The organism is Bartonella sp. TS25HLJMH (assembly GCF_042193505.1).
GTDB classification, from domain to species: Bacteria; Pseudomonadota; Alphaproteobacteria; order Rhizobiales; family Rhizobiaceae; genus Bartonella; species Bartonella grahamii.
Window position 1 is genome coordinate 81,311 of sequence record NZ_JBHILV010000001.1, and the last position, 14,015, is coordinate 95,325.

General features: G+C 39.2%; 14 protein-coding genes. 5 read left to right on the forward strand and 9 right to left on the reverse strand.

Features of this window, described 5'->3' with window-relative positions:
- Positions 1-14: 14 nt before the first annotated feature.
- The 3 genes from ACFINF_RS00345 to ACFINF_RS00355 are packed head-to-tail and all read left to right on the forward strand — an operon-like array spanning position 15 to position 976.
- Entirely contained in the window at positions 15-161 is a 147-nt protein-coding gene (locus tag ACFINF_RS00345; protein WP_375619164.1) for a hypothetical protein, read from the forward strand.
- Positions 162-170: 9 nt separating this feature from the next.
- Positions 171-566, forward strand: coding sequence for an MliC family protein (locus ACFINF_RS00350; protein ID WP_375619165.1), 396 nt, complete (start codon positions 171-173; stop codon positions 564-566).
- 17 nt (positions 567-583) lie between these two features.
- Positions 584-976: an MliC family protein gene (locus ACFINF_RS00355; protein ID WP_273787569.1), complete on the forward strand. Its 393-nt coding sequence runs from the start codon at positions 584-586 to the stop codon at positions 974-976.
- 16 nt (positions 977-992) lie between these two features.
- On the opposite strand, the gene mnhG is transcribed toward ACFINF_RS00355, so the two are convergent.
- The 7 genes from mnhG to ACFINF_RS00390 form a co-directional block, all read right to left on the reverse strand.
- Positions 993-1,403, reverse strand: a complete 411-nt coding sequence (mnhG, locus tag ACFINF_RS00360) for a monovalent cation/H(+) antiporter subunit G (RefSeq protein WP_015857092.1) — start codon at positions 1,401-1,403, stop codon at positions 993-995.
- Positions 1,400-1,681 (reverse strand): K+/H+ antiporter subunit F, encoded by a 282-nt coding sequence (locus ACFINF_RS00365; RefSeq protein WP_375619166.1) that lies wholly within the window; start codon positions 1,679-1,681, stop codon positions 1,400-1,402. The genes mnhG and ACFINF_RS00365 overlap by 4 nt, the downstream gene beginning before the upstream one ends.
- On the reverse strand, positions 1,678-2,163 hold the full coding sequence (locus tag ACFINF_RS00370; protein WP_375619167.1) for a Na+/H+ antiporter subunit E: 486 nt from the start codon (positions 2,161-2,163) through the stop codon (positions 1,678-1,680). The genes ACFINF_RS00365 and ACFINF_RS00370 overlap by 4 nt, the downstream gene beginning before the upstream one ends.
- Positions 2,160-3,782: a monovalent cation/H+ antiporter subunit D gene (locus ACFINF_RS00375; RefSeq protein WP_375619168.1), complete on the reverse strand. Its 1,623-nt coding sequence runs from the start codon at positions 3,780-3,782 to the stop codon at positions 2,160-2,162. The genes ACFINF_RS00370 and ACFINF_RS00375 overlap by 4 nt, the downstream gene beginning before the upstream one ends.
- Positions 3,782-4,123, reverse strand: a complete 342-nt coding sequence (locus tag ACFINF_RS00380; protein ID WP_015857096.1) for a Na+/H+ antiporter subunit C — start codon at positions 4,121-4,123, stop codon at positions 3,782-3,784. The genes ACFINF_RS00375 and ACFINF_RS00380 overlap by 1 nt, the downstream gene beginning before the upstream one ends.
- Positions 4,123-7,044, reverse strand: a complete 2,922-nt coding sequence (locus ACFINF_RS00385) for a monovalent cation/H+ antiporter subunit A (RefSeq protein WP_375619169.1) — start codon at positions 7,042-7,044, stop codon at positions 4,123-4,125. The genes ACFINF_RS00380 and ACFINF_RS00385 overlap by 1 nt, the downstream gene beginning before the upstream one ends.
- A 231-nt stretch (positions 7,045-7,275) precedes the next feature.
- Entirely contained in the window at positions 7,276-7,773 is a 498-nt protein-coding gene (locus ACFINF_RS00390; RefSeq protein WP_375619170.1) for a BA14K family protein, read from the reverse strand.
- A gap of 167 nt (positions 7,774-7,940) precedes the next feature.
- Here ACFINF_RS00390 and ACFINF_RS00395 point away from each other — a divergent pair, with 167 nt between their 5' ends.
- Entirely contained in the window at positions 7,941-9,038 is a 1,098-nt protein-coding gene (locus ACFINF_RS00395; protein ID WP_375619303.1) for a carboxynorspermidine decarboxylase, read from the forward strand.
- 53 nt (positions 9,039-9,091) lie between these two features.
- Positions 9,092-10,330 carry a saccharopine dehydrogenase NADP-binding domain-containing protein gene (locus ACFINF_RS00400; RefSeq protein ID WP_375619171.1) on the forward strand — a complete coding sequence of 413 codons (1,239 nt, stop codon included), beginning with the start codon at positions 9,092-9,094 and terminating at the stop codon, positions 10,328-10,330.
- A gap of 1,015 nt (positions 10,331-11,345) precedes the next feature.
- Here the strand turns inward: ACFINF_RS00400 and lpdA are convergent.
- Positions 11,346-12,752, reverse strand: a complete 1,407-nt coding sequence (gene lpdA / locus ACFINF_RS00405; protein ID WP_375619172.1) for a dihydrolipoyl dehydrogenase — start codon at positions 12,750-12,752, stop codon at positions 11,346-11,348.
- Positions 12,753-12,783: 31 nt separating this feature from the next.
- Positions 12,784-13,995, reverse strand: coding sequence for a 2-oxoglutarate dehydrogenase complex dihydrolipoyllysine-residue succinyltransferase (gene odhB / locus ACFINF_RS00410; protein ID WP_375619173.1), 1,212 nt, complete (start codon positions 13,993-13,995; stop codon positions 12,784-12,786).
- Positions 13,996-14,015: the final 20 nt, after the last annotated feature.

The following is a 14,015-nucleotide window of genomic DNA, read 5'->3' on the forward strand; positions in this document are numbered from 1 at the left end:
GCAAAAGCTTCAAGGTGAAGAGACAGTCCAGACCACAAACAGCCGATAAGGCTGGCGGTGAAAATCGAAGTGGTATGAATCCTGGGGTCGCAGGTTCGAATCCTGCCGTAGGCACCATCGTATCAATCAAATTATTCTTTGTGCGCAATATAGGAATATAGGGAAGCATCATGAAAAAAACTTTACATATTTTAGGGTTTTTCACCGCTTTAAGTTTATCACTCTTCAGCTCAAACAATAGCTTAGCTGGTTCTTTTATCATTGAGGTACCAGACAATCCAGAGCCAAAAACAGAGACCATTACCTACCAGTGCGATACTGGAACAAGTAAAGAGCGCGTTGAGGCAGTCTATCTTAATGCTGACAATATTTCGTTGGTTGATTTCAAATGGAACGGTGATCGTGTCATTGCTGCTAATGTCATCGCGGCGTCAGGAACAAAGTTTGCAGGAGCTCAGTATATCTGGTGGGAGAAGAACAAAGAAGTCATGCTTTATGACCTTGCTCAGGATCCAGAAGAAAAAAAACCTATCCTCTGTAAAGATGAGTCAACATTATTATTTTAAATAACACGGGAAATATTATGAAAAAAATTTCTTTTACTAAACAATTTTTCATTACTTTAAGTGTGTTCCTCCTAGGTTCAATTAATGCATTAGCAAGTTCTTTAGTCATTGAAGTACCAGATGATCCAGAACCAACAACAGAGACCGTCTCCTATCAATGCGATATGGGAACAAGCAAAGAGCATGTTGAGGCAACTTATCATAATGCTGGCAATATTGCGCTTGTTGATTTAAAATGGAACGGTAAGCGCATCATTGGTTCTAATGTAATTGCCGCTTCTGGAGGAAAATATGTAGGTGGTCAATACATTTGGTGGATAACTAAAAATGAAGCCATATTTTACGATCTTATTAATGATCCAAAAGAAGAAAAGCCCATCCACTGTGTAGAAGAAAAAAGCACAGAATAAGGAAGGTTCTTACATTTCAAGAACCGCGCTGGCTCTCATCGCTTGATGTTCCTTCTGACGTGGGTAACTTTTCCTCCGTCTGGTTTAATAAAAGAGCCAGCGGTTTTTCTGACTGTTCTTCTGAATGATGTCGATAAGCTGCTGTATGTGAAAGCAACATAGAAGCTACCGGTGCTGTTAAAAACAAAAAAAACATCAGCAACACTTCATGAAAAACAAAATAATGGTCCACAAATATTGAATAAAGAAATGAAGAAATAAGAATGCTACCAACGCCCCAACTCGTACATACTGAAAGCATATGCAAACGCTCATAAAAACTGGAAAAACGCACCAAACCTATCGTTGCGATCAGTGTCAATCCAGACCCTAATATTAAGAAAACCGTGATAGCAATAGCCACCACAAGCGATACGTCATCTTTCATTCAATAATCTCCCCCCGCATAAGAAACTTCGCTAAAGCGATGCTTGAGACAGACCCCAACAACCCAATAATGAGGGCAGCAACAAAATAAACGGTTGTTCCTGAACGGATATCGAATGTAAGAAACAAAAGAACAGTGGTTATATAAAGAGCATCCAAACCAACAATTCTATCCTGTGCCCGTGGACCACGAATCAACCGAAACAATGCGAAGATCACCGCCAAACTTAAAAAAAACTGTGAAAAGAAAAGCCCCCAATAAAGGATCACCATACTCATAAGAAAATCTCCAAAAGTAATTGCTCATACCGTTGTTTTATCAATCGTTGATAATCATATCCATTTTTTAAATTTAAGACATGGAGCAAAAGCTCACCCTTTTTACTATTATAGGCAACCCAAGCCGTTCCAGGAGTTGCCGAAAGGATGCACGCTAAAATAGCCAAAGCAGTGCGATTATGAAGCAGAAGAGGCACTACAATAAAGCCAGATCGCTGTTTTCGAGACCTTTTTGTTAAAACAAACCAAGCCACCGAGATATTTGAGGATATAGAATCTATTAAGACTCGAAAAATAATACGAAAAACCGCACTCCAGCTTTTAATAGCAACCTTCTCCGGCTCAAGGAGCCGTATCATCCAACCACAAAACAAAGCAGTTATAATGGCTAAAAGCAACTGCCCTAAACTAAAACCATTTAAAATAAGCCACATAAGAACAATGACACCACTGAAAAAAGGAGAAGGACAAAAACGATTCATTTATTCATCTCCCTCTTTTCGAGAGAAAAATCCGTTAAAACGCTCCCAATATAATTCTGAGGTTCATACAAAGTCTTAGCAGTTTCAGACATATAATGACTAACAGGACCGGCTACAATTGTTATAAGAAAACACAAGGAAAGAAGAACAGCAATAGGCGCAAATTCTATCACCTGCACACGAGGAACGCGACCTTCAAGAGAAACCCAAAAAGTTCGAATCCCCGTCCGTGTCAGTGCAATCAAAGCTGCAAAACCTGAGAGGGTGACAAAAACCACAAAAAGCCAATCATGATAAACCGGAAGAGAAGCAAAAAAATCCTCTCTACTATGGTTTAAAACTGCCATGAACATCATAAGTTTAGCAACAAAACCAGAAAAAGGTGGCAATCCAATAATCAAAATGGCACAGATACCAAAACAAGCCCCAAGAATTGCCAAGGTTACAGGGAGATATGTGCCAACTTCATCTTCTTCCTCCTCTTCATCGTCACCATAAACCTCCATTGTGACAGCCAGAACATTAGCAGCCACATCTTGACAGCGTTCAACCAACTCTACCAAAAGAAAAAAAGCTCCCAGCGCTAAAGTTGAAGAAACAATATAAAAAAGTGCACCTGCTGTCAGTGCTGCATTGCCAATCCCTATTGTTGCCAACAACGTACCAGAAGAGACAAGAACACTATAAGCTGCCAAACGCACCAAAACCTGGCTCGCTAATACCCCAATAAAACCAAAAATCAAAGTGGCAAGCCCACCATAAAACAAAACCGTATGACCAAAATGGTTAAAATATTCACTTTCAGGACCAAACCACAGCAGCGTTAACCGTAAAATAATATAAATACCCACCTTGCTCAAAAGTGCAAAAGAAGCTCCAACGGGCGCTACTGCTGCGCTGTAAGTTGGCACCAACCAAAAATTAAGCGGCCACATACCAGCCTTGAGCAAAAAAGCAATACCGAGAAGTGCAACACCTATTTCGAACAAAACAATATCTGTAGAAGATATATATTTTATTTTAACAGCCAAATCGGCCATATTAAGAGTACCAGCGACTCCATAAATAAGTGCTGTACCAACTAAAAAAAGTAATGAAGCAACAAGATTAACCACGACATAATGCAACCCTGCACGCACGCGTGCCTGACCAGAACCATGCAAAGCAAGCCCATAGGAAGCTGTTAACATAACTTCAAAAAATACAAATAAATTAAATAAATCACCGGTCAAAAAAGCGCCGTTTATCCCCACCATAAAAAATTGCATCAGTGACTGAAAATGAGAACCCGCTTTGTACCAATGAGCCCGCGCAAAAACCAGTACGCTAGTCACCAACAAGCTTGAAAGTAAAAGCATCATGGCGCTTAAACGATCAAGGACCAAAACAATTCCGAAGGAAGAGGGCCAATTGCCAAGCCGATAAACATCACAAGCCGGCGCTATTTCAAGGGTACGTATAATTAATAAAACAGCAATAACGACCGACAATCCCGCCGAAAAAAGACTAATCAATGATTTAAATTTCGAACGCCGTTCATCATAGAAAAGTAGAACAGCTCCAGTGATTAACGGCAAAAGAATAGGCAAAATAAGGAGATGGTGCGCCCCTACTTCCATCACTGCACCTCACGTCCATCAACGTGATCTGAACCCGTTAAACCGCGTGACACCAAGAGAATAACTAAAAATAAAGCTGTCGTTGCAAAACCAATTACAATCGCAGTTAAAACCAAGGCTTGAGGGAGAGGATCGACATAATTAGCTGGATTAATAACAGTAGTAGGATCAACAATCGGCGCGGCATTACTACGCGGTCTACTCATTGAAAACATAAAAAGATTGACACCATAGGAAATCAAAGACAAACCAAGAATGACTTGAAAAGTGCGTGGACGTAAAATAAGCCAAATTCCTGATCCAACAAGAATACCAATACCTAAAGAAAGAACAATTTCCATTAATTTTCCTTCTCTTTCAAAACAGGTTTCTTACCGATTCGGTAACTCCGAATTGACTGGTGTGCAAGTGCAATTAAAATGAGAACAGTTGCTCCTAACACAAGAGAAAGCACACCAAAATCAAACAAAAAAGCAGATGCCATGGGAACTTTTCCAATTAACGGAAAATGAATATATCGAAAAAAGGATGTTAAAAAAGGATATCCAAAAAACCAAGAGCCCATCCCCGTTACGACTGACAACAATAAGCCAAAGCCCATCCAACGCAAAGGTAAAACTCTCAAATGCGTTTCCACCCACCGAATATCGCGTGCAAGATATTGTAAAATAAATCCTATCGCCAAAGTAATACCACCGACAAATCCACCTCCTGGCAGATCATGCCCTCGCATGAATAAATAAATAGCAAAAGCGATAATAATCGGAAAGAGCCAACCCATAATAACAGCAGGAACAGCTAAATAATTCAACACTGTATCTCCCACATTTCGATTAGGCTGTGCCATATCAAAGGCTTTCTGGACACGTTGCTGAAAAGGTGCATCAATACTTTCAGGGGCAGGACGAAACCGCCGTAAAAGGGCAAAAACAGTGAGTGATACAACACCCAAAACGACAATTTCTCCCATAGTATCAAAACCACGGAAATCAACCAACAACACATTCACAACATTGCGACCACCAGCATCAGAGTAAGCCTTGGTGAGAAAAAAATCAGAAATCGTCGTACCTTGAGGACGTGTCATCACTGCAAAAGAAAGCCATGCTACACCAGCACCTCCCACAAGGGCTATGATAAAATCACGGATACGACGCAAGCGCACGAAAAAACGAACAGGCGATGGTGTAGGATTATGCAAACGTTTAGGCAACCACCGTAAACCAAGCAATAATAAGACGACTGTAACAACCTCGACAACTAATTGTGTTATTGCTAAATCAGGAGCAGAAAGCCATAAAAAGGTTGCGCAAGTCATCAAACCAGCTCCCCCCGACAACATGAGTGATGCAAGACGGTGAAACTTTGCTTGCCAAGCAACTAAAAGCGCACATAATCCGCCAACTAACCAAAGAGCAAGAAAAGGAATATCAACTGGAAAAAGCGGTAACGCCCCTGCTGAAATGAAACCATCGCACCAAAGTAAAAGACCAACAAATGCAAAACACACCCAAAAAATCCAGTGCAACTGTATCTGCAAACGACGTGTTGACAAAATAGATTCCACCGCACGTGCCCATTTCCAAGAAATAATCACAAGAATGCGTTCAAAAATACGCGGTCCATTTAAGTGACGAAAAAAAGGCGCTCCATCATCACAGGATAAAAAATAACGGTGCCCGACAGCGTAGAGCAATCCGCCTCCTAATAACGCAACAAAACTCATCACTAATGGAGTATTAAACCCATGCCAAACAGCTAAACTATAAGGGATTGTCATTGATCCTAAAACAGACACGACCGCGTTATCTAAAATAGGTCCTATTGTTAAATTAGGAAAAATACCAACTGCTAAACAAATAAACACCAAAAGCTCCATTGGTAAACGCATGAAATGCGGTGGTTCATGGGGAGTTTTGGGTAAATTGACAGGTTTTGGTCCTAAAAAAACACCATGAATAAAGCGTATAGAATAGGTTACACTAAACAAACTAGCCAGCGTTGCTACATAAGGTGCGATCCAATCGAGCCATGATTCCATATGCGTTTCAACAGCTTCAGCAAAAAACATCTCTTTTGATAAAAAACCATTCAACAAAGGAACTCCAGCCATCGCTGCACTCGCAACTAAAGCGAGAGTTGCTGTGATCGGCATAGAGCAATAAAGCCCTGACAATTTACGCATATCACGTGTTCCCGTCTCGTGATCAATAATACCAGCTGCCATAAATAAAGAAGCTTTAAAAGTAGCATGATTAGCCATATGGAAGATCGCTGCAACACAAGCAAGTGGACTACCAAGGCTTAAAAGCGTGGTAATCAATCCAAGATGACTAATAGTCGAGTAAGCAAGCAGTCCTTTCAAGTCTTGCTGAAACATGGAAAAATAGGCACCAAGCAGCAATGTAGAGAGTCCTGAAAAGCCAACCAACCAAAACCAAGATTCTGTCCCAGAAAGCACAGGCCATAAACGAACAAGCAAAAACAATCCCGCTTTTACCATGGTTGCTGAATGCAAATAAGCCGATACGGGGGTTGGAGCAGCCATCGCATTGGGCAACCAAAAATGAAAGGGAAACTGCGCACTTTTTGTTAATCCCCCCAATAAAATACAAATAAGGACAGGACTATAAAGAGAACTTGACCGAATCATATCTCCAGACTGAAGCACCTTATCCAAATCAAAACTGCCAACAATATACCCAATCAATAAAACCCCAATAAAAAGGGCAAAACCGCCAAAACCTGTGATCGTTAGAGCCATACGTGCACCCTCACGCGCACTTGCATTATGGTACCAATAGCCGATCAACAAAAAAGAAAAAATACTGGTGAGTTCCCAAAAAATAACCAAAAAGACGAGATTACCTGATAAGACTATTCCCGTCATTGATCCCATAAAGGCCAAAAAAAAGGAAAAAAACCGCGGTACAGAATCCGCTGGATCCATGTAATAACGTGAATAAATGACAACAAGCAGCCCAATTCCTGTAATGAGCAAGCAAAAAAGCCACGACAAACCATCTATACGGAGAATCAAATCGCTCCCCCATTCTGGAAGCCAAGAAATATCTAAACGCACTACGTGGTTTCCGCGAACTTCGGGATAAAGCATTATTGTAAAAATAAGACAGAAAAGTGCAACAATCCCAGCAAACCATGCTTCATTATTTTTTGCTGTCGAGCGAAAAAAGCCAATGATAGCACTTCCACCAAAGGGAAGCAAAACGAGCAATATCAACATTGCTTCCCGTGTTGTCATTCTTTCAACTCCATCCTGTCCTTAATATTTTGTCATCGACAAAACAAAAACTTATATCCTCACCCCCCATTCCACACTTAATGATAATAAGATTTAATAAAACTTAAAAGTATTTAAATTTTTCAAAAAAAACGCTTGCATGAAAGTGCTGCGCACCACACAAGTTTTCTCTTTATTGTAAGAACAATAACGCCCACGACAAGAAGCAATTAAAAATTAATTTAATAATTTCTATCCTTTAAAAAAGCGTGATAAACACTGTTTACGCCCCCCATGAAAAGGCTGAAAACTATTATCATTTTTATTATAAGAGCGATAGCGCGCACGGCAAGATTCAATATGTTGTTTAAGCATCCATGGCTCTTTTTTTTCTAGTTTTTCCGAAGAAGACGTTAAAAACACTTTTTTAGCATCTAGTACAACTTTTAATGATGCGCCTTTTGTGCTTAAGTGCGGTGACGTAACAAATGCCACTTCAGGATACCACCAATTATCACTGTATTTACGATAACCACGCCGATAATGACGATAACCTTTAAAACCATTAAGTTCTCTACGCCCCGTAAAAATCAAAGGCACCGAACTATCTTGGACAGAAGTCTGAGTAACCAGTTTGGCTTTAGCATCACTCCTATTTTGCCCCCAATTAACAAGAGTAGTTGTTATAATGAAAAAACTGCTAACAAATACAAAAGCTAAAGCATAATATAATTTTTTTTTCATACTCATAACGCAAAACTCAAAATAATAAACAACAGTAATTACAGAAAGCCTTTCTCTTGCTAGACAGAAACAGATTCTTTTCTTAAGACTCTTTTTTCTTGAGACATCCTGTTACTCTTTGTACTAAACGTTGATCTTGGTAATAAGATCCTTCAAAAAAGAATGAATAAATGATGATAAAAACCCCCTACTATCTTATAGACAAATCGAAACTCATCAAAAACATGCAAACAATTTCTCGTTTACGGGAAATATCTGGAGCTAAAATTTTACTTGCTTTGAAATGTTTTGCAACATGGAGTGTTTTTGATTTAATGTCTGAGTTCATGGATGGAACCACATCATCATCCCTTTATGAACTGCGTTTAGGAAAAGAAAAATTTGGCAAAGAAACCCATGCCTATTCGGTTGCTTGGGCCGATCATGAAATTGATGAAGCCTGTAGCTATGCAGACAAAATTATCTTTAACTCAATCCAACAGCTTCAACGTTTTTCTAACGCTAGCAAAACCATCCAACGGGGTTTGAGATTAAACCCAGGAATCAGCGCATCCAATTTTGATCTTGCCAACCCCTCCCGCCCTTTTAGCCGCTTAGGCGAAACTAATCAAAGCGCTATAAAAGAAGTTCTACCCCTCATAAATGGCCTGATGATCCACAACAATTGCGAAAATGCTGATTTTAATCTTTTTAACCAAATGCTGAATTACATGGAAGAAAAATTTGCGGAACTTTTTTCTGCTGTTGACTGGATAAGCCTTGGTGGCGGCATCCATTTTACAGCTGAAAATTATCCTTTAGAATCTTTCGCAAAACGTTTAAAACAATTTTCTAAAACCCATGGTGTTACTCTTTTTCTAGAACCAGGAGAAGCTGCTATCACCAAAAGCACCACATTAGAAGTCAGTGTTCTTGATACATTGTATAATGAAAAGAATCTTGCCATCGTTGACAGCTCAATTGAAGCACATATGCTTGATCTTCTCATTTATCGTGAAAATGCCAAATTAGAACCCAATCAAGGACCACACGAAATTATGATTTGTGGAAAATCTTGTCTTGCCGGCGATATTTTTGGAACATTTCAATTTCAAAAACCTCTTAAAATAGGCGATAGGCTGTCTTTTCAGGATGCAGCAGGTTATACAATGGTCAAGAAAAACTGGTTTAATGGCGTTACAATGCCTGCTATTGTTCTCAAAGAGTGCGATGGTACATTAACACTTCAACGCCAATTCAGCTATAACGACTATCAGAAAAGCCTTTCATAAAGATCAACCATAAAAACGTCATACAACAGTATTAAAAAGGAGATGAACCTACAATGAAAAAAAATGTTCTCATTATTGGTGCTGGAGGTGTTGCACAAGTTGTTGCACACAAATGTGCTCAAAACAACGATATTCTTGGTGAAATTCATATTGCTTCACGAACACTCAAAAAATGTGAATCCATCATTGCTTCTATTAAAGAAAAAAGCACAATGAAAGAACAGGGTGTTCTCAAAAGCCATTCGCTCAATGCCATGAATGTAGAAGAAACTATAAAGCTTATCCAAAAGACCAAATGCAACATTGTCATTAATGTTGGTTCTGCCTTTCTTAATATGTCTGTTCTTTCAGCTTGTATTGAAACCAAATGCGCTTATATAGATACAGCGATTCATGAGGACCCGTTGAAAATTTGTGAAACACCTCCTTGGTATGGCAATTATGAATGGCCTCGGCGTCAAGAATGTGAAAAAGCTGGTATAACCGCTATTTTAGGAGCAGGTTTTGACCCAGGTGTAGTGAATGCTTATGCAGCATTAGCGCGCGATGATTATTTTGATAAAATCACAGATATTGATATCATTGATATTAATGCCGGAAATCATGGGCGTTGGTTTGCTACAAATTTTGATCCAGAAATTAACTTCCGTGAATTTACAGGACAAGTATGGTCATGGCAAAATAAAAAATGGACTTCCAATAAAATGTTTGAAGTCAGCCATGAGTGGGATCTTCCCGTTGTTGGAAAACAAAAAGCCTATATGACAGGACATGATGAAATTCATTCATTATCGAAAAATCTCGATGTGGAGAATGTCCGTTTCTGGATGGGATTTGGTGAACGTTATATCACTGTTTTTACGGTTCTAAAAAACCTCGGACTCTTATCCGAACAACCGATTAAAACAGCGGAAGGTCAAGAAGTCGTGCCCTTGAAGGTCGTGAAAGCCGTCTTACCCGACCCTTCCTCTCTCGCCCCAGACTACACAGGAAAAACCTGTATCGGAGATCTTATTAAAGGCGAAAAAGATGGAAACCCGAGAGAAATTTTTATCTATAACATAGCCGATCACAAACAAGCTTTTCATGAAACTGGAGCACAAGCCATTTCCTATACCGCTGGTGTACCAGCTGCTGCTACAGCCCTTCTCATTGCTACAGGCGAATGGGATGTTAAGACTATGGTCAATGTAGAGGAATTACCACCCCGCTCTTTCCTTAAATATCTTGATCGTATGGGGCTTCCCACTTTTATAAGAGAACAACAAGAGGATAAAAAATTAGAATTTTAAATTTATACCTATAGAAAGCAGATGCTTGATTTTTTAAGTTATCAGAAAACTGCCCAATGAAAACAAACTTAATATTGTCATATAATTATGGTTTTCAAAAAATTTTAGCTATTCGTTATATTTTGGTAACATTGCGATTTCTTAACAACCTTAAAGAAGAGACATCTCATCTTTTTAAGATATAACAAGCAATGATCAAGAAAAACAGAGAAGCAAAAACTAATCACACTGTATAACTTGTCATTATCATCAAAAAGATAGTGTCATAAACAAAAGATATAAAAATACCGCTCTTTTAAAAAAGAGCGGTATTTTGTAGAATATTCAGTTCCTCCCCTTTTCATCTTAAATGACAAAGATCCTTAACTCCCACCAATCATTAAACAATTCAATTTCTTTGAGCGAATTCCTCTTGGCTTCCCTCTTCATATGATTCATTATCATATATAACACTTTGATTTATAACATAAAATATCATTTTCAACTTGATTCATAACGCTGAAAACCGTAAGATTCTCTTATCATAAACTCTCTCACATTGAATCAATTAAAATCTTTTTCCTGCACATCACAAACAAAGCGGATGTATGAGTAAAAATGATAAAAGAAAAGAATAAAAATTTCTCTTATAAAAACTCTCAAATGATAAAGAGCTTTAGCAATATTGAGAACTGAAAAAGTGCATTATAATGTCAGCATGTACTTTTACTAAACATAAAGATGATGGTGCACTATAGATCTTATAACAGTTTGAATGAATTTTATATATTTCAAGAGGAACTTTACAGCTATACTATTCATGAGCACCACCGCTCTAAACGATAGTGCACAACAGGATAATCAATCAAAACTGCACAACTGAATTCTAAAACAGTAATTATCGAAAAGCATACAACAAATGGAATATTTCAACACAATTGGTTGTATTCCTTTTTAAAGTTTTAAAATGTTGTTGCATGCTTCACAAATATTTTCTGCCTCTTGTGCCTTTTAAAATGTACTTTTTAAAAGCTTTTTAAATATGAAGTGGTTTAGCAAATGTTGCCAAAGCTGCCTCACGCACAGCTTCTGATAAGGTAGGATGTGCATGGCAACAACGCCCCAAATCTTCTGATGAACCACCAAATTCCATTAAAACTGCAATTTCATGGATCATTTCACCAGCACCAAACCCAAGAATATGCCCCCCTAATACCCGATCTGTTTTTTTATCAGAAAGGATTTTAACGAACCCATCACTCTTTTGCATTGCACGTGCACGACCATTAGCCATAAAAGGAAATTTGCCAACATTATATTCAATACCAGCAGTTTTTAGCTCTTCTTCTGTCCTTCCTACACTCGCAATTTCCGGCTGCGTATAAACAACACTAGGAATGACATCAAAATTAACATGCCCTTTTTGACCTGCCAAAATTTCTGCCACAGCAACGCCTTCTTCCTCTGCTTTATGCGCTAACATTGGCCCTTTTACGACATCACCAATCGCATAAATTCCTGGAACATTCGTCTGCCAATGGGCATCAATTGCAATAAATCCGCGTTCATCTAACTGAACACCAGCCTCTTGTAAGCCAAGCCCCTCCGTATACGGAGAACGTCCAGTAGCAATAAGCACAACATCAGCCTCTAAAGTTTCAGCTGCACCACCTTTTACGGCTTCAAAAGTCACCCGAGCAGTTGAGCCAGATTGTGTAACAGCTGTTACTTTTGTTCCCGTCTTATATTCTATCCCCTGTTTTTCCATTAATTTCTGAAATTGCCGTGAAACCTCACCATCCATGGAGCCCAAAACTTTATTAAGATACTCAATAATGGTAACTTTAGCACCTAAACGGCTCCAAACTGATCCAAGTTCTGAACCAATAACACCAGCACCTACTACAATCATATGCTCTGGTACTTTTTCAAGTGAAAGGGCTCCCGTAGAAGAAACAATAGTCTTTTCATCAATTTCAACATTCACCCCTGGAATGCCTGAACTCTCTGAGCCCGTAGCAATGATAATATTTTTTGTTTCAATTGTTTTTTTATTACCATCTCTGGCAATAACTTCCACATGACCCGCACTCAAAATTTTGGCTGTCCCTAAAAAAGTATCAACTTTATTTTTTTTCATCAAAAAAGAAACGCCACTTGTATTGGCTGTCACCACAGCTTTCTTATGAACCATCATTTGTTCAAGATTAAGCTTAGATTTACCAATAGAAATACCAAGCGTTTCAAAACCATGCTGGGTTTCAGAAAACACTTCTGAAGCATACAACAATGCTTTAGAAGGAATACAACCAACGTTGAGACATGTTCCTCCTAATGTTGTACGCTTTTCAATAATCGCTACTTTAAGCCCCAGTTGTGCAGCCTTTATTGCTGCTACATAACCTCCTGGACCTGCTCCGATCACAGCCACATCATAAGACATCCGTTTCTCCTTTCATCCTGAAAACTGTATTTTACAAATCAAGAACAAGGCGTTCCGGATCTTCTAAGCTTTCCTTAACACGCACAAGGAAAGTTACAGCTTCTTGCCCATCCACAATACGATGATCATAAGAAAGCGCTAAATACATCATGGGGCGGATCACAACTTGGCCCTCAACAACCATTGCTCGCTCTTTAATCGCATGCATTCCCAAAATACCAGACTGTGGTGCATTTAAAATCGGTGTTGACATCAACGATCCATACACACCACCATTGGTAATGGTAAAAGTTCCGCCTTGCATATCAGAAACGGCTAATTTTCCATCACGCGCAAGACGCCCCAAACGACCAATCTCTTTTTCAATCTCTGCCAATGACATTTGATCTGCATCTCGCACTACTGGAACAACAAGCCCTTTATCCGTTCCAACAGCAATTCCAACATTGACATAGTTTTTGTAAACAATATCTGTCCCATCAATCTCGGCATTAACAGCAGGAAGTTCTTTTAATGCATGACAAACAGCTTTGGTAAAAAAGCCCATAAAACCAAGTTTAACACCATGTTTCTTTTCAAAAAGGTCCTTATAACGCTTGCGCAAATCCATCACCGCTGACATATCAACCTCATTAAATGTGGTTAACATTGCTGCTACATTTTGTGCATCTTTAAGACGGCGAGCAATTGTTTGACGCAATTTCGTCATACGAACCCGCTCTTCACGTGTTTCTTGGACAGGAGCTGCCGAAGAACTCGTCGCAGAAGAAGAGGGTGTAGAGGCATTTGTACTTTGTTTTAATCCACCAAGAACATCTTCTTTAAGAATTTGTCCACGTTTTCCAGAACCTGAAATATCGCTTTTTGCAACATTATTTTCAGCCATCAATTTTGCTGCTGAAGGAGAAGGAGGCATTGTACTGCTCGAAGCAGGCTTCTCTGATTCAGATGAAGCCGCTGGAACAAGTGTAGCAGAAGGTGAAGATGATTGGGAGACACCAGCTTCTCCAGCTTCCACCACTCCTAAAAGAGCATTTACTTCAACCGTATCGCCTTCTTTCGCAATGACTTCAGATAATTTCCCCGCAACAGGAGAAGGAACTTCAACTGTTACCTTATCAGTTTCTAATTCAACCAAAGGCTCATCCATAGCGACAGCTTCGCCAAGTTTTTTAAACCATTTTCCAACCGTTGCTTCGGTAACCGATTCGCCCAAAGTAGGAACACGAATTTCAGTAGTCATAATATTTTTCCATACATCAG